At 74.5% G+C, this 18012-nt stretch carries 17 protein-coding genes; 2 read left to right on the top strand and 15 right to left on the bottom strand.

The annotated features are described in order from the left end of the window. On the top strand, positions 1 to 290 hold a 290-nt coding region (locus A3CO_RS0111145; RefSeq protein ID WP_018332325.1), incomplete at its 5' end, for an integrase core domain-containing protein. On the opposite strand, the gene A3CO_RS31560 is transcribed toward A3CO_RS0111145, so the two are convergent. Continuing rightward, entirely contained in the window at positions 287 to 1195 is a 909-nt protein-coding gene (locus A3CO_RS31560) for a DNA-3-methyladenine glycosylase family protein (RefSeq protein WP_018332326.1), read from the bottom strand. The two genes, A3CO_RS0111145 and A3CO_RS31560, sit on opposite strands and share 4 nt — an antisense overlap. A gap of 19 nt (positions 1196 to 1214) precedes the next feature. Between A3CO_RS31560 and A3CO_RS0111155 the strand changes: the two genes are divergently transcribed. Then, a complete protein-coding gene (locus tag A3CO_RS0111155; protein WP_018332327.1) occupies positions 1215 to 1604 on the top strand; it encodes a VOC family protein in 390 nt (129 codons plus the stop codon). 32 nt (positions 1605 to 1636) lie between these two features. Here A3CO_RS0111155 and A3CO_RS31565 read toward each other — a convergent pair whose 3' ends face one another. The 14 genes from A3CO_RS31565 to A3CO_RS0111225 all read right to left on the bottom strand — a co-directional run bounded on the left by A3CO_RS31565 (position 1637) and on the right by A3CO_RS0111225 (position 17969). After that, complete coding sequence (locus A3CO_RS31565; RefSeq protein WP_084681728.1) at positions 1637 to 2275, bottom strand: helix-turn-helix domain-containing protein; 639 nt, start codon at positions 2273 to 2275, stop codon at positions 1637 to 1639. Continuing rightward, on the bottom strand, positions 2265 to 3086 hold the full coding sequence (locus tag A3CO_RS0111165; RefSeq protein WP_157647430.1) for an endonuclease/exonuclease/phosphatase family protein: 822 nt from the start codon (positions 3084 to 3086) through the stop codon (positions 2265 to 2267). Before A3CO_RS0111165 ends, A3CO_RS31565 begins: the two co-directional genes overlap by 11 nt. Then, positions 3083 to 4102 (bottom strand): P1 family peptidase, encoded by a 1020-nt coding sequence (locus A3CO_RS0111170; RefSeq protein ID WP_018332330.1) that lies wholly within the window; start codon positions 4100 to 4102, stop codon positions 3083 to 3085. The genes A3CO_RS0111165 and A3CO_RS0111170 overlap by 4 nt, the downstream gene beginning before the upstream one ends. Continuing rightward, positions 4103 to 5299, bottom strand: coding sequence for a CaiB/BaiF CoA transferase family protein (locus tag A3CO_RS0111175; protein ID WP_211214448.1), 1197 nt, complete (start codon positions 5297 to 5299; stop codon positions 4103 to 4105). 73 nt (positions 5300 to 5372) lie between these two features. Then, positions 5373 to 6227 (bottom strand): SRPBCC family protein, encoded by an 855-nt coding sequence (locus A3CO_RS0111180; RefSeq protein ID WP_018332332.1) that lies wholly within the window; start codon positions 6225 to 6227, stop codon positions 5373 to 5375. 97 nt (positions 6228 to 6324) lie between these two features. After that, positions 6325 to 7176, bottom strand: coding sequence for an FAD binding domain-containing protein (locus A3CO_RS0111185; RefSeq protein ID WP_018332333.1), 852 nt, complete (start codon positions 7174 to 7176; stop codon positions 6325 to 6327). Next, the gene (locus A3CO_RS0111190; RefSeq protein WP_018332334.1) at positions 7173 to 9656 is read right to left on the bottom strand and encodes a xanthine dehydrogenase family protein molybdopterin-binding subunit; all 2484 of its coding nucleotides are present in this window, start codon (positions 9654 to 9656) and stop codon (positions 7173 to 7175) included. The genes A3CO_RS0111185 and A3CO_RS0111190 overlap by 4 nt, the downstream gene beginning before the upstream one ends. Continuing rightward, a complete protein-coding gene (locus tag A3CO_RS0111195; protein ID WP_018332335.1) occupies positions 9656 to 10159 on the bottom strand; it encodes a (2Fe-2S)-binding protein in 504 nt (167 codons plus the stop codon). The genes A3CO_RS0111190 and A3CO_RS0111195 overlap by 1 nt, the downstream gene beginning before the upstream one ends. Before the next feature lie 432 nt (positions 10160 to 10591). After that, on the bottom strand, positions 10592 to 11224 hold the full coding sequence (locus tag A3CO_RS0111200; RefSeq protein WP_084681730.1) for an MOSC domain-containing protein: 633 nt from the start codon (positions 11222 to 11224) through the stop codon (positions 10592 to 10594). After that, the gene (mftF, locus tag A3CO_RS0111205) at positions 11217 to 12698 is read right to left on the bottom strand and encodes a mycofactocin biosynthesis glycosyltransferase MftF (protein ID WP_018332337.1); all 1482 of its coding nucleotides are present in this window, start codon (positions 12696 to 12698) and stop codon (positions 11217 to 11219) included. The genes A3CO_RS0111200 and mftF overlap by 8 nt, the downstream gene beginning before the upstream one ends. Positions 12699 to 12729: 31 nt before the next feature. Then, entirely contained in the window at positions 12730 to 13404 is a 675-nt protein-coding gene (mftE, locus tag A3CO_RS0111210) for a mycofactocin biosynthesis peptidyl-dipeptidase MftE (protein ID WP_018332338.1), read from the bottom strand. 19 nt (positions 13405 to 13423) lie between these two features. After that, on the bottom strand, positions 13424 to 14221 hold the full coding sequence (locus tag A3CO_RS0111215) for an ArsR/SmtB family transcription factor (protein ID WP_018332339.1): 798 nt from the start codon (positions 14219 to 14221) through the stop codon (positions 13424 to 13426). A gap of 45 nt (positions 14222 to 14266) precedes the next feature. Beyond that, positions 14267 to 16147, bottom strand: a complete 1881-nt coding sequence (locus tag A3CO_RS0111220; RefSeq protein ID WP_018332340.1) for an FAD-dependent oxidoreductase — start codon at positions 16145 to 16147, stop codon at positions 14267 to 14269. After that, positions 16137 to 17969 carry an oxidoreductase gene (locus A3CO_RS0111225; protein WP_018332341.1) on the bottom strand — a complete coding sequence of 611 codons (1833 nt, stop codon included), beginning with the start codon at positions 17967 to 17969 and terminating at the stop codon, positions 16137 to 16139. The genes A3CO_RS0111220 and A3CO_RS0111225 overlap by 11 nt, the downstream gene beginning before the upstream one ends. Positions 17970 to 18012: the final 43 nt, after the last annotated feature.

Consider the following 18012-nt stretch of genomic DNA (forward strand, 5'->3'; position numbering starts at 1 on the left):
ACAACGGATCGGCCTACCGCTCCCACGCCTGGCGCGACGCCTGCGCCGAGCTCGGCGTGGTCCACAAGCGGACCCGGCCCTACCGGCCGCAGACGAACGGGAAGATCGAGCGGTTCCACCGCACCATGACCGCCGGGTGGGCGTTCCGACGGCTCTATCTGAGCGAATCCCAGCGCCGTAGAGCGCTGCCGGGGTGGCTGCACGAGTACAACCACCACCGGCCCCACAGCGCCATCGGCAGGCAAGCCCCCATCACCCGCTTGACCAACCTGTCCGGTCAGTACACCTAGGCGGGCATGGTGTTGACGGCGTGGTCGAGGGCGGCCCACAGGTACTGCGTCGCGTAGGCGCGGTAGGGCCGCCAGGCCTCGGCGCGGGCGACCAGGTCGCGGTCGCGCTCGGGCAGTCCGAGCTCACGGGCCGCGACGCGGATGCCGAGGTCGGACGGCAGGAAGGCATCCGGGTCGCCGAGCGAGCGCATCGCGACCGAGTCCACCGTCCACGGCCCGATCCCCCGCAGCGCGCCGAGCTGCTCCCGGGCATCGGGCGCCCGCAGGTCCACGCTCCCGTCGGCGAGCGCGGCCACGAGTCCGTGCAGCGTCCGCTTCCGGCTCGCCGGCATGCCGAGCTCGTCGTCGGTGAGGGCGGTGAGCTGGTGCGCGCTCGGGAAGAGGTGGGTCAACGACGAGCCCGCCGGCGCCAGCCCCAGCGGCAACGGGGTGCCGTGGTCCCGGACCAGACGGGCGGCGTGGGTCCGGGCGGCCGCGGTGGAGACCTGCTGGCCCAGCACGGCGCGCACCGCGAACTCGTCGGGGTCGGGGCTGCCCGGCACGCGACGGCCGGGGGCGGCGTCGACGAGCGGCGCGAGCACCGGGTCGCGGCGGAGGACACCGTCCACCGCGACCGGGTCGGCGTCGAGATCGAGGAGGCGCCGGGCGAGCCGGACCGCCTCCGACCCGTCGTCGGGATCGGCGAGCCGGATCTCCGCCGTGACGACCCCGTCGGTCGGCGGCGGGAGGCTCACGACGGCGGGTCCGCCCGGCAGGCGCAGCGTCCGCCGGTACGCGCCGTCGAACCACTCCTCGACGCCCGGGACGGCCGTCGCGACCAGGTGGCCGTAGAGGTTGTCCGGACACAGCGGTGCCGTGAACCCGAGGGCGTGTGTCCGATGGATCCACGACCTCGTCGCCGTCACGGTCCTAGCCTCCCACGCCATGAAGCCCTCACCCTCGGCCGTCGGCATCGTCGTGACCGACATGGCCGCCTCGCTCGCCTTCTACCGCTCGCTGGGCCTGGACGTGCCCGACGAGCCCGCCCCGCACGTGGAGATCGCGTTCGGCGCCCTGCGTCTGCTGCTCGACACGGAGGAGGTCGTCGCGTCCTTCGACCCGTCGTTCACGCCGCCGACGGGCGCCGGCCGTGTCGGCCTCGCGCTCGAGTGCGCCTCGCCGGCCGAGGTCGACGCCGAGTACGACCGTCTCGTCGGCGCCGGGTACCGCGGCCGCCTGGCGCCGTTCGACGCCGTCTGGGGGCAGCGCTACGCCGCCGTCCTCGACCCGGACGGCGTCGGCGTGGACTTGTTCGCAGGTGGCTCCGCCCCGTGAGTACTTTTCCGTGCCGGGACACGGAGAAGTACTCACAGGTCCGAAGGACACCTCCCGGTGAGCGCCCGCGTCTCCCGGGCCAGGTGCTGCTGGTCGACGTACCCGACCTCCGCCGCGGTGGCCGCCCACGTCCACCCGTCCCGACGACGGGTGAGGGCGCGCTGCAGTCGCAGCACCCGGTGGAGGTGCTGCGGCCCGTAGCCGAAGCGCGTCAGGCACCGGCGGTGCAGCGTCCGGGCGGACCAGCCGAGCCCGTCCGCCGTCGCCGCGACCGACACGCCGCGGGCCGCAGCGTCGAAGACGGCACGGGCCCACGCCCCGTCGTCAGGAAGCTCCTGCAGGCGCGACCGCAGCCAGGACGCGACGTCGGGGACCCGCCCGACGACGTCCGCGAGCGGCACCGTCCGCCCCACCAGCTCGTCCGCAGGCACACCGAGCACCAGGGGCCCGACCCCGTGGGAGAAGCGCACCCCGCGGTAGGGGCCGTCGCCGACGTGCTCCCGCGCGACCGCGTCCGGCCCGGCGACGACGGCCTCCCCGTCGGGACGGAGGATCACGTCCAGGCAGCCGTCCGGGAGGATCAGCGCCGGCCCGGCCGCGAGGCGGCGCCACGGGTGCGCGCTGCGCGCCCCTGAGCACTTCTCCGTACCCCGACGCGGATCAGGACTCACGGGGCGCCACCTCGAGATCGACCACGACGCCGTAGTGGTCCGACGGCCAGATGCCGTCCGACGCCGGACCGTCGCCGAACACCGCCACCGCGCCGACCCGCAGCCGCACGGTCCCGCGCCCGGCGCCCACCAGGACGTGGTCGATCCGCGAGGGCGGGGACCCGGTCGGCGCGACGTAGGGGTTGGCCGGGGACCAGGTCGGTTCGTCGGGGTCGGCGGCCCAGCGGCGGGTGTTGACGAGCACCACCCCGGGCTCCGCCGGGGCCGTGAGGTGGCCCTCCAGCAGCCGCATCTCGTCGGCGGCCGCCTCGGCGTTGAAGTCGCCGAGCACGAGCGGCGGCAGGTCGGTCGGCGGCGCGGCGACGACATGCTTGGCGATCATCCGGACCTGCTCGCACCGCACGGCCGACCCGCTCGCCGACGACGACAGGTGCGCCGACTGCACGTGCCACGACCCGACGGGCGTGTCCACGACGGTGCCGAGCAGCGGCCGACCGGTCCCGCACAGCCCCTCGAGGTGCAGCGGGTGCACCGGCCACCGGGCGAGGACGGCGTTGCCGATGCCGCAGTCGGCGTCCCCGGGGAGCCGCGCGGTCCACGACGACGCGTCCGGGGACGCCCCGAACACCGCGTGCATCCCGAGGTCGGCGGCGAGCCCGCTCGCCAGGTCCTCGGTGCCGCGCGACCACACCTCCTGCAGCCCGATCACGTCGGCGTCGAGCTCGCGCAGCGTCTCGAGCACCGCCGGTCGGCGCCCGTCCGCGTCCCCGAAGCGCCACCAGAGGTTCCAGGTGGCCACGCGCAGCCTCACGGGCGCACCAGGTCGGCGTAGCAGCGGTAGCCGCCGACGGACGTCGCCGCGAGCACGGCGTTGCCGACGGCGCGGGTCACCGCGTCCGCACCCGCCGTCAGGATCGCCTGCAGGCCCGCGAGGTCGGGGGCGGGACCCGCCGTCGTCGCGAGCCCGAAGAGCGTGTCGCCGTCGGTCATCCCGTGCACCGGCCGGATCGCCCGCGCGAGCCCGTCGTGGCCCACGGCCGCGAGCTTCGAGCACTGGGCGACCGTGAGGGTCGCGTCGGTCCACACGACGCCGATCGTGGTGTTCAGCGTCGGCGGCGCGGCGGCCGCGGCCAGCCGCGCGATCAGACCCGACCGGTCGTCGGGAAGGGGAGGCGGGGTGCGGTCCGCGGCGGTGAGGTGCCGGGCCGCCCACAGCTCCCCGGTCCGGGGGTCGACCGCGGACCCCGCCGCGTTCACGACGACGAGCGCGGTCACCTCGCCCGCGTCCGTCGCCGCCGTGGCCGTGCCGACCCCGCCCTTGAGCCCGCCGACGAGCGTCCCGGTCCCCGCGCCGACGACGCCGTCCTCCCAGCTCTCCCCCGCGGCCGCGAGCGCCTCGGCGCCGAGTGCGGCGTCCGGGCGGGCGCGGAAGTCGCCGCCGCGCCCGAGGTCGAACACCACCGCGGCGGGCACGATCGGGACCACCCATGGCACGGCCCCCGTCGCTGCGCCCGCCTCGTCCGGGCCACCGACCGGGAACCCGACACCGGCCGCCCCGAGCGCGTCCATCACCCCGGTCGCCGCCGCCAGCCCGTAGGCCGAGCCACCGGAGAGGACGACGGCGTGCACCCGGTCGACGAGCGTGCGGGGGTCGAGCGCGTCGGTCTCCCGGGTGCCCGGCCCGCCACCACGCACGTCGACGCCGGCGACGGCTCCCTCCGGGCCCGGGAGGACCACGGTGGTGCCGGTCAGCGCGCCGTCGCCGAGGCGCTGGGCGTGCCCGACGCGCATCGGGCCCGGAGACGGGGCGGAGCGGCGCTCGACCATCTAGATCGTGCCCGCCGTCGTGAGCTCCTCGATCTCGTCGTCGGAGATCCCGAGCTCGCGGTAGACCTCGTGGTTGTCCGCGCCCAGCGCCGGGCCGGAGCGGCGCACCGAGGCAGGCGTCCCCGCGAAGGTCGGCACGACGCCGGGGCCGAGCACGTCCTCGTCGAGCCGCTCGTCATGGTGGGCGACGATCATGTCGCGGGCGAGGAACTGCTCGTCGGTGACCACCTCGGCGATCGTGTTCACCGGCCCGACGATGACGCCCGCCCCGTCGAGGATCTCCCGCACCTCGTCGGCCGGCTTCGACGCGACCCAGTCGGCGACGATGCCGTCGATCTCGTCCTGGTTGCGGCCGCGGGCGACGTGGTCGACGAACCTCTCGTCGGTGGCGAGCTCCGGGCGGCCCATGGCCTCGCAGAGTCGCTTGAACACCGTGTCCTGGTTGGCCGCGACGACCATCCAGAGCCCGTCGGAGGAGCGGTAGATGTTCGACGGCGCGATGCCGTCGAGCTTCGTGCCGCCGGGGCGACGCACCGCGCCGAGCTTGTCGTACTCGGGGATGGCCGACTCGAGCACGGACAGACAGGCCTCGGTGATCGCGATGTCGACGACCTGGCCCCTCCCGGTGACGCTCCGGCTGTAGAGCGCGGCGAGCACCCCCTGCACCGCCACCATGCCCGCCAGCGAGTCGCCCAGGGAGACCGCCATGCGCGGCGGCGCCTCGCCGGGGAACCCGTTGATGCTGCGCATGCCGCTGACTGCCTCGGCCACCGACGCGTAGCCCGGTTTCGAGGCGTAGGGACCGGTCTGGCCGTAGCCCGAGACGCGACCGAGGATCAGGCCCGGGTTCACCTCGGCGAGCCGGTCGAAGCCCAGGCCCCAGCGCTCCAGGGTGCCGGGGCGGAAGTTCTCGACGATGACGTCGGTCTGCTCTACGAGGTCGAGGAAGATCTCCTGCCCGCGTCCGCTGCGGGGGTCGAGGGTGATGCAGCGCTTGTTGCGTCCGATCACCGTCCACATGAAGTGCTCGCCCTTGTACTCGCCCTGTCCCCAGTCACGCAGCGGGTCGGGGCGGCCCGGTGGCTCGATCTTGATCACGTCGGCGCCGTAGTCGCCGAGGATCCGGGCCGCGAACGGCCCGGCGATGATCGTGCCCATCTCCAGTACTCGCAGCCCCGCGAGCGGTCCCGTGGTCATGGTCGACATTGTCGGGGGTGGGACGAACGAAGGGCACCTCCGGCGCGGGAGGTGCCCTTCGGACGGAGGGGGATCAGCGGCGGGCGAGCCGGATGATCAGCAGGATGATCGCCAGGACGCCCACCCCGGCCGCGACCGGGGCGAGGCGCTTGGTGATCGCGCCGGACGAGGCCTCGAGCAGGTCGATGGCCTCGGCCTGCTGCCGCTGGGGCTTCGGCGCCGACTGCACCGGACGGGGGCCGGCCCCGGAGGCGGGCGAGGCGCCCGGCTTGGCGGCGGCCTCGTCGGATGTGCGGGCCTCGGCGACGGTGGACGCCATCGGCGCGGCCTCGGGCGCGCCGGAGCCGGCGGCGACGGGCGAGGGGCTGGCCGGCTGCGACACCGGGGTCGCGGCGCCGGACACGGCCTCTGCCCCGGAGGACACCGGGGCCGCCGCACCGTTGGAGGACGACGCGGAGGCCGGGGCGGCTTCCGGCGCGGGCGCGTCGGCGAACTCGTCGGCCAGGCACGAGGCGAACTGCCCGAGGATCTTGTCGCCCACGTCGGACATGACGCCGCGACCGAACTGCGCGGGCTTCCCGGTCACCTGCATCTCGGTGAGCACGGTGACCTTGGTCGAGCCCGGGCCGTCCTCCGACATCGTCAGGGTGGCCTTGGCCGAGGCGGTGCCGTTGCCGCGCGAGTCGCGGCCCTGGGCGTCGACGACGATCTTGTGCGCCGTCCTGTCGCGCTCGACGAAGGTGCCCTTGCCCTTGTAGGTCATGGAGATCGGGCCGAGCTTGACCTTCACGGTGCCGGTGAAGTCGTCACCGTCGGCGGAGGTCAGCGTGGCACCCGGGAAGCACGGCGTGATCTTCTCCGGGTCGTTCATGGCGTCGTACACGGTGTCGATCGCGACCGGCACGGTGAAGGTGTTCTCGAGCTGCATCTACGCCTCCTGGCGAGTGGGTGGACGCACGTGAGGCCCGCCCCGGGCTGGGACGGGCCTCACGGTAGGGCGCTGGGCCCTCTGTGTCAGCTGCGTGTCAGCCGGCCGCGGCGAGCACCGCGCGCCCGGTGAGGACCTTCGCGAGGTGCTCGCGGTAGTCCGACCCGGCGTCGGCGTCCGACGTGGGGCTGGTGCCCTCGGCGGCGGACTGCGCGGCGGCGCGGACCGTCTCCTCGCTCATCGTCTGCCCCACGAGGGCCGACTCCACACCCCGCGCCCGGACGGGCGTACCTGCCATGTTGGTCAGGCCGATGCGGGCGTCGGTGATGGTGCCGCCCTCGACCTTGACCGTCGCGGCGACCGCGACGATCGACCACGCCTGCGCGACGCGGTTGAACTTCTCGTACCGCGCGCCCCAGCCCGTGTACTTCGGGAAGCGGATCGCGGTGAGGATCTCCTGCGGCCCGATGGCCGTCGTGAAGTAGTCCTCGAAGAAGTCCGCGGCGGCGACGGTGCGCTCGCCGTTCGCGCCGGCGATGACGAACTCGGCGTCCAGCGCGAGCGCGGGCGCCGCGAGGTCACCGGCGGGGTCGGCGTGCGCCAGGGCGCCGCCGAGGGTCCCGCGGTGGCGGACCTGGAAGTCGGCGACCGTCTTCGTCGCCTCGCTGATCAGCTTCACGTGCTGGTTCAGCAGCTCGTCGCGGGTGACGTCGTGGTGGGTCGTCATCGCGCCGACGACGATCTTGTCGCCCTCCTCGCGGACGCCGCGGAGCTCGGCGATCCCGCCGAGGTCGACGACGAGCGACGGGTCACCCATGCGCAGCCGCAGGACGGGGATGAAGCTCTGGCCGCCGGCCAGGATCTTCGCGTCGTCCCCGCCGTCGGCGAGGGCCTGAACGGCCTCGGCGACCGACGTCGGCCGCACGTAGTCGAACGAAGCCGGGATCACAGGTTGCCTCCTTCGGGCATGTCCTTCGCGGTGGAACCGAGGCCCGCGCCGGGCGAGGCCACGTCCGCCTCGTCACCACGACCCGCGGTGCCCTTGGCGGAGTTGATCGCCGTCCACACGCGGAACGGCGTGGTCGGCATGTCGATGTCCTTGACCCCGTACTGGCGCACGGCGTCGAGGACCGCGTTCACGACGGCGGGGGTGGAGGCGATGGTGCCCGCCTCGCCCACGCCCTTGACGCCCAGCGGGTTCGTCGTCGACGGCGTCGAGGTGTTCGCCGTGTCGAAGTTGATCAGGTCGGCCGCCGAGGGCAGCGTGTAGTCGACCAGCGTGCCCGAGAGCAGCGTCCCGGACTCGTCGTAGGGCGCCTCCTCGAACAGCGCCTGCGCGATGCCCTGGGCGAGACCGCCGTGGATCTGGCCCTCGACGATCAGCGGGTTGATCACGGTGCCGACGTCGTCCACGCAGACGTACTTGTGCAGCTGCACGAAGCCCGTCTCGGTGTCGACCTCGACCGCGCACAGGTGGGTGCCGTGCGGGTAGGAGAAGTTCTCCGGGTCGAACGTCGCGTGGGCGTCGATGTCGGGCTCGATGCCCTCCGGGTAGTCGTGGGCGGCGAACACGGCGAGCGCCACGTCCGCGATGCCCACGCCCTTGTCGGTGCCCTTGACCGAGAACTTGCCGGCCGTGAACTCGATGTCGTCCTCGGACGCCTCGAGCATGTGCGCCGCGATCGGCTTGGCCTTCTCGACGACCTTCTCGGCCGCCTTGACCATGGCGATGCCTCCGACCGCGAGCGAGCGCGACCCGTAGGTGTCGAGCCCGCGGTAGGAGGACTGGGTGTCGCCGTGGAGGATCTCCACGTCGTCGAACGGGATGCCCAGCTTGTCCGCGATGATCTGCGAGAACGCGGTCTCGTGGCCCTGCCCGTGCGGGCTGACGCCGACGACGACCTCGGCCTTGCCGGTGGGCAGCATCCGGATGGACGCGGTCTCCCAGCCGCCGGCGCCGTAGTCCAGCGAGCCCAGCACGCGCGACGGGGCGAGCCCGCACATCTCGGTGAAGGTCGAGATGCCGATGCCGAGCTGCTTGACGTCGCCGCGCTGCCGGCGCTCCTCCTGCTCACGCCGCAGGCCGTCGTAGTCGAACATCGACATGGCCTGGTCGGTGGCGGCCTCGTAGTTGCCCGTGTCGTAGGTCAGCGTGCTGACCGTGGTGAACGGGAACTCCTCGTGCTTGATCCAATTGCGCTTGCGCAGCTCCATCGGCTCGATCCCGAGCTCGACGGCGACCTCGTCCATCATCCGCTCGATGCCGAAGGTGGCCTCCGGACGGCCGGCGCCGCGGTAGGCGTCGGTGAGCGTCTTGGTGGTGAAGACGTTCGTGCAGTCGAACCGGTAGGCCGGGATCTTGTAGATCGCGTTGAACATGAACGCGCCGAGGATCGGGACACCCGGGCCGACGAGGCCGAGGTAGGCGCCCATGTCCGCGAGGAGCTTGACGTCCAGAGCCTTGATGACGCCGTCCTTGGTGACGGCGACGGTGAGGTCCTGGATCTGGTCGCGGCCGTGGTGCGCGGTGAGCAGCGACTCCGAGCGCGTCTCGGTCCACTTCACCGGCTTGCCCAGCTTCTGGGCCACCAGCAGCGTGACGACCTCCTCCGGCGCCACGGCGATCTTGCCGCCGAAGCCGCCGCCCACGTCGGGGGCGATGACGCGGATCTTGTGCTCGGGCAGGCCGAGCGTCAGCGCCAGCATCGTCTTGAGGATGTGCGGCACCTGGGTGGAGGACCACATGACCAGCTGCTCGCCGGTCGGGTCGACCACCGTCGAGCGCGGCTCCATGAAGACCGGCACGAGGCGCTGCTGGCGGAAGCGGCGGGTGATGACGACCTGGTCGTCGGCCTTCTCCGCCGCGGCGATCGCCTCGGCGGCGGACCCGCCCGAGCCGGCCTCGCCCGAGTCGAACACCCACTGGGCGTTCTCGTTGGTGCCGAGCTCCGGGTGGACGAGGGTCGCGCCCTCCTTGAGGGCCTCCTCCATGTCCAGGACCGGCTCGAGCTCCGAGTAGTCGACCTCGACGAGCTCGGCGGCGTCCTTCGCGGCGGCCGCGGAGCGGGCCACGACGACGGCGACGCCCTCGCCGGCGAAGTTCACCCGGCTCCCCGCGAGGGCGGGGCGCTGCGGGGACTTCATGTCCTTGGTGATCGGCCACGCGCAGGGCAGCTGCACCGCGTCGGCGCCGAGGTCGGACGCGGTGTAGACCGCGACGACGCCCGGGACCTGCTTGGCGGCGCCGGTGTCGATGCTGCCGATCTCCGCGTGGGCGAAGGGGCTGCGCACGATGGAGATGTGGAGCAGGCCGGTGAGGGCCTGGTTGTCGGTCCACCGGGTGCGCCCGGTGATGAGCCGACGGTCCTCCTTGCGGCGCCGGTCGCGCCCGATCTCCTGCGCCGGTGCGTCGTTCTCGACCGTGGTCATCAGGCGCCTCCCCCGACGGGCGCCGCCTGCGAGGCGCCCGGCTTCATCTTCTGGGCCGCGTCCTGCACGGCCCGCACGATGTTCTGGTAACCGGTGCAGCGGCAGAGGTTGCCCTCGATGCCCTCACGGACCTCCTGCTCGGTCGGGTCCGGGTTGTCCCCGAGCAGGTCGATCGACTGCATGATCATGCCCGGCGTGCAGTAGCCGCACTGCAGGGCGTGGTTGTCGTGGAACGCCTGCTGGACCGGGTGGAGCTGACCGTCGCGCTCCAGGCCCTCGACGGTGAGCACCTCGCTGCCGTTGGCCTGCACGGCCAGCACGGAGCAGGACTTCACCGACAGGCCGTCCAGGTGCACGGTGCAGGCACCGCAGTTGCTGGTGTCGCAGCCGATCACCGTGCCGGTCTTGCCCAGGCGTTCCCTCAGGTACTGCACGAGCAGCATGCGGGGCTCGACGTCGTCCTCGTAGACGAGGCCGTCGACGGTGGTCCGGATGCGTGCCATGGATTCACTCCTCACACGCCCAAGCCCGCTACCCGCGGGACTGAAGAGGCGAGCACGTCGTCATCAGTGGTGGTGTTCCGCCGCGGCGCCGGTGACCCCGGCCCACGACGACGCCGTCACGCGTGACAGCGTGGCGGCGGCCACATCACACCCCCGTGATCGCCATCTCGCAACGGCTGGCCGGAGCCTGTCGCGGGTACATGCAGTCCTGGTCAGCGCCGGTGGCACGTGCTGCTCCGAAGATGCGGGGGCACAGCGAGCTTGCCTCCGCACCTGCGTGCCCGAGCCGCTCCAGGGTGCCGGGAACTCGGGGCGAGCCGGGGGAAATCGGGCGGTCCGGGCAGCGTGCCGACCTACCCGATCGGACAGGTGCTCGTATGCATGTCGCCACGGCGACCTCACACGCCCGTCCCGACGTCGCGTCGGCGCCGGTCAGACCCGCTCGCGGGCCCAGCGGTGGTACATCGGCGCGAGCTGCGGGACGTCGAGCAGCGTCGCCGCCCGGTCCCGCTCGTGGTGGAAGACGGTGAAGACCTCGGCGAGGGTCACGCCGTGGTCGGGCCGGTCGAGGACCTCGACGCGGTCCGCGGCGGCCAGCCGACCCGTCGTCCGGACCCGCAGGTAGGCGCCCGGGCGGACGGCGGCGATGAAGCGGCGCGGCATCGTCGGGTCCCCGGAGTGCAGCCCGAGCTTGAAGCAGGGGATGCGCGGCTGGGCGACCTCGAACTCGGCGGTCCCGATGCGCCAGCGCTCGCCGACGACCGCGGCGCGCAGGTCGAGGCCCGTCGTCGTGAGGTTCTGGCCGAAGGTCTGCCGGTCGACCGCGCGGCCGAGTTCGTCGGCCCACCACGCGACGTCCTCGGCGGCGTAGACGTAGACGGCCTTGTCGGGCCCGCCGTGACTCTCGAGGTCGGCCTGCTCGTCGCCCTCGAGGTACTCGCGGTGCACGGCGACGGGGCCCTCGACCGGGTGCTTCGCGCTCGCGGTGAGCGTCGTGCGGTCCTTCGGGCCGGCGATCTCGGCGACGCGGCCGACGGCGACGTCCAGCACGCGGGGGTCAGGCATCGGGCCCCTTCCCGGAGAGGTCGGGCCGCAGCGGCTCGACGGTGCGGTGCCGCCACGCGCCCCACCAGAGGCCCGCGCCGTAGGCGAGGTCGTCGGCGCGGTGGGCGGCGAGGTGCAGCGCCGCGTCGAGCGGGCCGGCGCCCCGATCGCGGAACCGCACCCAGTCGGCCACGCCCTCGGCGACGGCGGCGAGCAGCAGCGCGCGCCGCACCCGCCGGCTGACGAGCGCCCCGACCGCGGCGGCGGGCCACCAGTGCCGGGTGAGCGCCCCGGCCGCCTGCCAGAGTGCCCCACCGAGGCCCCACGGGGCGAGCACGAGGGCGAGGGGCACCGGCCCGGTGCACGCAATGCGTCGCTGCGTGCACCGGAGGTGGACCCGCAGCCACGGCTCGCCGGGCCTGCGCAGACCGCGAGCGAGCCGGGCGGTCGCGACGAGCGTGACCACCCCCGCCGCCGCGTTCGACCAGCGCCGTTGGACGCCGAGCAGCGCCACGGTCGCCGCCGTCCACGGGGCGAGCGCCACCGGCGGGACGCGGCGCGGGTGCTGCCGGGCCAGGGGCGCCGCGCCGGTGCCGTAGAACGCCTTGCGGGCGAGCCAGGCGCGGACCCGGGCACGGTGCTCGTGGGCCACGCGGGCCGCGGGTTCGTAGCGCAGCCGCCACCCCGCACCGGCGATCCGCCAGACGAGGTCGACGTCCTCGGCGACCGGCATGTCCTCGCGGAAGCCCTCACCGAACGCCTCGCGCCGCACCACCAGCGCCGCGCTCGGGACGTACGACACGCGCGAGCGGGCGGTGACCGGCGCGGGGCGCGCCCCGAGGTCGAGCGACGAGCGCCGCCGTTCGTAGCGCGTGACGGCGTTCTCGGGGCCGCCGTCGGAGAAGGCCACGATCCGGGGCGCCACGACCCCGACGGCGGGGTCGGCGAGGTGCCCCAGCAGCGTGTCCAACCAGCCCGGCTCGGGCACGACGTCGGAGTCCAGGAACGCGATCACGGGCGTCGTGCACGCCCGGGCGCCGGTGTTGCGGCCGGCCGACGGGCCGCGACCCGTCGGGTGCCGCACGACCGTCGCGCCGTGTCGGTCGGCCACGCGAGAGGTCGCGGACGGATCGTCCGACCCGTCGTCGACCACCACGATCCCGACGCCGGGTGCGGTCGCGCGGACGGCCACGAGCAGCCGTTCCAGCTCGGCGGTGCGGTCCTTGACCGGGACCACCACGGTCACGTCGTCCGGCGCCGGACCGTCTCCGCCGGCGGGGTGGGCGACCCCGGCGTCGGAGAGCAGGCGCGCGAGCGCGGCCGAGGTCGCGTCGGCGACGACGAGTTCCGGCCCGCCGAGGCGTTCCCGCGCCGCCGCGGAGAGCCGCAGCACCCGGGGTGGGGAGCCGCCGATCCAGGTGGCTCCGCCGTCGACCCGCCAGGTGCGGGGATCGGGGCGGACGGTCCAGCCGTCCGGCAGGCGCGGGGAGCTCATGGCAGGACGCGAGTCTAGGCGCGGCCGCCCCTCAGGCGAGGCGACCGTGCTCGGACACCCGCCAGTCGGCGATCGCGTCGCGCAGGGCGGCGACCATCACCGCGACGGTCTCCGCGCCCTCCCCCGCCGACGCGCCGGTCGGGTCGCCGAGCACGCCGTTGGGGCTGACGTCGCGGACCGATCCGGCACGGAGGGCGGGCATGAGCTCGCGCAGCGGGGCGGTGTTGCCCGGTTCGGCGCGGTCGAGGTCGACGTCGTCGGGGGCCAGCGCGAGCATCACGGACGTCTCGTGGCGGCCGGCGTGGGCGTCGGCGTCCGGGACCCCGCAGGAGTGCCAGGCGACGTCGCGCCCCTCGTACCGGAGCAGCGCCGTCGCCGTGACGAGAGCGGGGACGTTGCCCCCGTGCCCGTTGACGAAGCACAGCCGGCGCGCCCACCGGCCGGCCGAGCGTCCGGTTTCCACGAGCACCGCGGCGAGCGTCTCGGTGCCGATCGAGATCGTGCCGGGGAAGCCCTCGTGCTCGCCGGAGGCGCCGAACGCGATCGGGGCGGTGACGGGGAGACCGAGCCGCCCCGCGACCGTCGTGGCGACGGTCGTGTCGGTCCCCAGCGGGAGGTGCGGGCCGTGCTGCTCGGTCGCCCCGACGGGCACGAGCAGCAGGTCGGTCCCGGCGGTGTCGCCCGACCGCGCGGCGCTGATGTCCATCGCGCCCGAGCCTGTCAGATCACCGTCCGGCGACGACCTCCCCCGTCTCCAGCAGCGACTTGAGGTTGGACAGGATGCCCGGCCAGCCCCCGGAGATCGCCGCGAGCATCTCGCTGCCGGGCGGGAAGCCGTCGTGGGTGACGGTGAGCTTCACGGCGGTCGGGGAGACCGGCTCGATCTCGAACGCGACCCGGCTGACCGGCTCCTGCTGCAGTTCCGCGAGCTTCTCGTCCGACCACCCGAACATCGGCTGCATCTCGGGCCGGTAGGTGTGCCAGGAGTACGCGAGCCGCCGGGGCGGGTCGGACTCGAGGACGTGCTGGTCCCAGTCCTGCGCCGGCTCGCCGCCGATGCTCCAGCGCACCGGGGAGCCGACCTGCCAGTCCGAGTCCGGTCCCCCACCGTCGAAGTAGCGGCGGATGAACGTCGGGTCGGTGAGTGCCGCCCAGAGCTGTTCGGGCGTGGTGCGGATGTAGGTGACGTAGACGAAGTCGGGCGTTGTCATCGCGGGCTCCTCGAGGGCTCGTTTGAGGTCGGTGAGCGCGTCCACCCGCGCCCGGTCGAACTTGCGGATCCAGCGGTCGGCCAGCTCGGCCAGCGGCGCCGGGTTGAGGTGGTGGTGCTTCTCGCGCCCGTGCCGCCGGACCACGACGAGCTCCGCCGCCACCAGCACGGCGACGTGCTTCGCGACCGCCTGCCGGGTCATGTCCAGCCCCTCGACCAGGTCGGAGAGCGTGCGGCCGTCCCGTGCGTGGAGGGCGTCGAGCACGTGGCGGCGACTCGGGTCGGCCAGCGCCCGGAACACCGCGTCGTCCACGACAGGGAACCTAGCGGTTGCTCTTCCCGACACGCAACCCTGCGGTTACCTGATGGCGCGCGCGGCGTCCGTCCCCTCCCGGATCGCGGCGGCGGCGTCGCGCGGCGCGAGGACGTCGCCGACCCGCGTGCCCGGTCCCTCGATGTCCGCCGGGACCCGCGGGCCGGCGTGGACCACGACGTCGGCGCCGAGCGGCTCGAGGGTGCCCGTCGGGTGGTGGAGGATGCCGTCCGGGCGAGCGGAGCGACGGGGGTCGGAGGACGCGAGGAGCACCCGGTCGGTGAGCAGCTCGACCCCGAGCGCGGCGACCCGTCGTCGCCACCGCTCCCGCTCCAGGAGCGGGCCGAGCCCCTCCGCCGCGACCATCCCGCTCGTCATCAGCCGCACCCGTGCGCCCCGCTGTGCGAGCAGTTCGGCCACGCTCGGCGCGGCCGGACCGCCCAGGTCGTCGACCACCAGCACCCGTCCCGACGGCGAGGCGGTGCCGGTGAGCACGTCGGTCACGTCGATCGTTCCCGACGGCGGGTGCGGGCGGGCCCCGGTGGCGACGATGACGTGCTCCGCAGGTGAGCAGAAAGGGTCGTCATACCGACCGTTTCTGTTCACCTGGCGGAGCCACACCCGGACGCCCGCGTCGCGGCACCGGTGCGCGAGGTCGGCGACCGCGTGCGCCAGCTCCCGCCGTTCCGGCGCAGATGCGGCGATCGCGAGCTGGCCGCCGAGCCGGTCGGAGCGCTCCACGAGGTGTACGTCGTGGCCCCGTTCCGCCGCCTCGGCCGCCGCGGCTAGACCCGCCGGACCACCGCCGACGACCAGCACCCGTCGTCGGGAACGCACCGTCGGCACGGGCGCCGACTCCCGCCCGGCGTCGGGGTTGACCACGCACCCGAGCCGCCGGTTCAGCCCGACCGCCGCGATGCACTCCTGGTTGCACCCGATGCAGCGGCGGACCCGCTCCCCGCGGAGGGCCTTCGTCGCGAACGACGGGTCCGCGATCTGCCCGCGGACGACCCCGACGAGGTCGCACGCCCCGACCTCGAGCGCGCGTCGTGCCTGCTCGGGGGTGGTGTAGCGCCCGACGCCGATCACCGGGACGCCGGTCCCGCGCAACGCCGTCCGCACCGCGGAGGGCACCGGCTCGGCGTAGCCCGCGGGCACGCCCATGGGCGGCTCGATCAGCGGGAGCGTCGCGGTGGCGACGCCGACCGCGGTGTTCACGACGTCGACCAGGTCGGCCACGCGCACCGCCACCCGCGCGGCATCGGCCGCGGTGAGCCCGCCGTCGAGACCCTCGTCGCCCTGCAGCCGCACGCCGAGCACGCGGTCGCCGAGCTCGGCGCGGACGGCCGCGAGCACCTCGCGGAGGAACACGACGCCGTCGGCGTAGCGGTCGTGGCGGTGGTTGGTCAGCGGCGAGAGGAACTGGCGCACGAGCGAGGCCTGCGAGCCCTGGATCTCCACGCCGTCGAAGCCGCCGGCGACGCAGTGGCGGGCGACGGTCGCGAAGCCGCGCACCACCCGCGCGATCCCCGCCTCGTCGAGGGCGACGGGGACCTCGCGGAACATCGGGTCGGGGACCGGACTCGGGGCGACGACCGGTGCGCGGGAGTAGAGCGAGCCGGACTGCGCGCCGTTGTGCCCGACCTGCGCCAGCACCACCGCCCCGTGCACGTGCACCGCGTCGGTGATGGCCCGGTAGCCGGGCACGACGCCGGGATCGGTGCCGAGGACCGCCTTCTCGTAGGGCCGGTCGAGGGCCTGTTCCTCGACGATGATCAGCCCGGCGCCCCCGGCTGCGCGTGCCGCGTAGTAGGCGGCGTGCTGGGCGCTCGGGAGGTTGCGCTCGGCCGCGTTGGTGAGGTGGGCGGGGAAGACGATCCGGTTCCGGACGGTGCGTGTCCCGATGCGCAGGGGCTCACCCAGCACGGAGGATCTCCTCGGCCGCGCGGCGCCCCTCCCGGATCGCCTCGGTGACGGTGCGCGGGGCTCGGGCGTCGCCGACGAGCCTTCCCGACGGCAGGTGGTGCGGCTCCCGCGGTCCGGCGTCCACCAGGGTGCCGGGGATCGTGCGTCGCTGACCGGTCACGACGTCGGCGACGACGACGTGGTCGGTGTGGTGCTCGACCACCCGATGCTCGGGGACCCGCTCGACCCCGGCGCGCTGCAGCCGCAGGTTCGCGCCGACGAGGTCGGGGTCGTGCTTCCCGGCGACCTGGTCGGGGGTCACGAGCGTGACGGCGTAGGTGGTCGCCAGGTGCTCGGCGAGCGCGAGTGCGGCGCCGTGCCCGAGCGGGTCGTCGACGACGACGGGACCGTCGAGCGGGGCACCGCGCAGGACGTCGAGGACGCTCGTTCCCGGGCGGTCGGCGTCCCGTCCTCCGGTGGCGACGATGTCCGCGGGCCCGTCGACAGGCCCTCCGAGCTGCATCGAGACCCCGAGCCTGGTGAGTTCGTCGACGTACCAGTCGGCGAGCAGGCCGAAACGGTGCCGGCCGGGGAGGGCCGCGATGACCCGCAGCAGCCCGCCCGGTGCGTCGGCCCGCTCCACGATCCGCACCGCCCGTCCCGCGAGCGCCAGGGTCCGCGCCGCCTCCATCCCGGCGGGCCCCGCGCCGGCGATCAGCACCTCCGGTGCGGGCCCTCCCCCCGGTGGCGGCGAAGCGTCGTTGCTGTCGTCCAGTGGCAGCAACCACGCTCCGCTGTCATGGCGGGGCACGGCCCCGACCGACGGCTCGACCGTGCACCCGATTCGCGGGTTCCGGACGTCCCGGACCCGGCAACACTGGTTGGTCAGCACACAGGGCCGCGGGGTGCGGCCGGCCCGCACGGTGGCGACGAGGGCCGGGTCGGCGAGCTGGGCGCGAGTCATCTCGACGAGGTCGGCGACGCCGTCCACGAGCGCCCGCTCCGCGTCGGCCGGATCGACGACGCTGCCCGCCAGCACCACGACGCACCGGCCGTCCACCACGGCGCGCACCGCCCGGCACGCCTCGGCCATGAAGCCCGGCTCCGTGTGCGCGTCCGGCCGTGTCGCCGCGACCGACAGCGCCGACCCTCGCACCGGCACGACGTGGTCGACCAGGTCCGCGACCCGGTCGACCGTCTCCAGCGCCGACGAGAGCGTGATCCCCGCCCACGGCGCGAGCTCGTCGACGCCGAGCCGCAGGCCGACCCACGCGTCGGGGACCGCCGCCCGCACCGCCTCGAGCACCGCGACCAGCACACGGTCGTCCGGTGTCGGAGTACTGAGCCCCGACCGGAACTGCCGGAGCAGGGAGTACTGCCCGGCCGCGATCTCCACCCCGCCGCACCCGGCGTCGACGGCCCCGCGACCCGCCGTCGTGAAGGCCTCCACCAGCACGTCGATCTCGGCCGCGGACAGCGGCCGCGGCACCGCCCGGGTGGCCGGTTCGGGCACCGACGACGGCGCCCGCAGCAACCCCCGCGCCGAGGACTGCGAGCCCGCGTGGCCGAGCCCGGCCAACACCACCGACGGAGCGCACGCCGACGCGACCGCCGCCCACCCGTCGACGCAGGTCGGAGCCAGGGGGGCGTACTCGTACGGCCGGTCGTCCGCCACCACCGACGCGACCTCGGTGACGACGACGCCCGCGCCCCCGGCCGCCCGCAGCCGGTAGTGCTCGACGGCGCCGAGGGTGCGGTCGGGCGAGGAGTTGGTGGCGTGCGGACCGAACAGCACGCGCGACGGGAGCGTGCGCGTGCCGAACGTGGCCGGGTCGGTCAACATCTGGGCTCACCCCGGCGCCGCGACGAGGGGGTCCGCGGCGCCG

Origin of the sequence: Actinomycetospora chiangmaiensis DSM 45062, from assembly GCF_000379625.1 — a bacterium.
GTDB lineage: Bacteria > Actinomycetota > Actinomycetes > Mycobacteriales > Pseudonocardiaceae > Actinomycetospora > Actinomycetospora chiangmaiensis.

What these genes read in the sequence shown, in the direction of transcription:
- mftF (WP_018332337.1), bottom strand. Translation starts at nt 12,698, where the DNA reads ATGAGCTCCCCGCGCCTGCCGGACGGCTGGACCGTCCGCCCCGATCCC.
- mftE (WP_018332338.1), bottom strand. Translation starts at nt 13,404, where the DNA reads ATGGACATCAGCGCCGCGCGGTCGGGCGACACCGCCGGGACCGACCTG.
- A3CO_RS0111190 (WP_018332334.1), bottom strand. Translation starts at nt 9,656, where the DNA reads ATGACCACGGTCGAGAACGACGCACCGGCGCAGGAGATCGGGCGCGAC.
- A3CO_RS0111155 (WP_018332327.1), top strand. Translation starts at nt 1,215, where the DNA reads ATGAAGCCCTCACCCTCGGCCGTCGGCATCGTCGTGACCGACATGGCC.
- A3CO_RS0111200 (WP_084681730.1), bottom strand. Translation starts at nt 11,224, where the DNA reads ATGCCTGACCCCCGCGTGCTGGACGTCGCCGTCGGCCGCGTCGCCGAG.
- A3CO_RS0111170 (WP_018332330.1), bottom strand. Translation starts at nt 4,102, where the DNA reads ATGGTCGAGCGCCGCTCCGCCCCGTCTCCGGGCCCGATGCGCGTCGGG.
- A3CO_RS0111175 (WP_211214448.1), bottom strand. Translation starts at nt 5,299, where the DNA reads ATGACCACGGGACCGCTCGCGGGGCTGCGAGTACTGGAGATGGGCACG.
- A3CO_RS0111225 (WP_018332341.1), bottom strand. Translation starts at nt 17,969, where the DNA reads ATGTTGACCGACCCGGCCACGTTCGGCACGCGCACGCTCCCGTCGCGC.
- A3CO_RS0111195 (WP_018332335.1), bottom strand. Translation starts at nt 10,159, where the DNA reads ATGGCACGCATCCGGACCACCGTCGACGGCCTCGTCTACGAGGACGAC.
- A3CO_RS0111180 (WP_018332332.1), bottom strand. Translation starts at nt 6,227, where the DNA reads ATGCAGCTCGAGAACACCTTCACCGTGCCGGTCGCGATCGACACCGTG.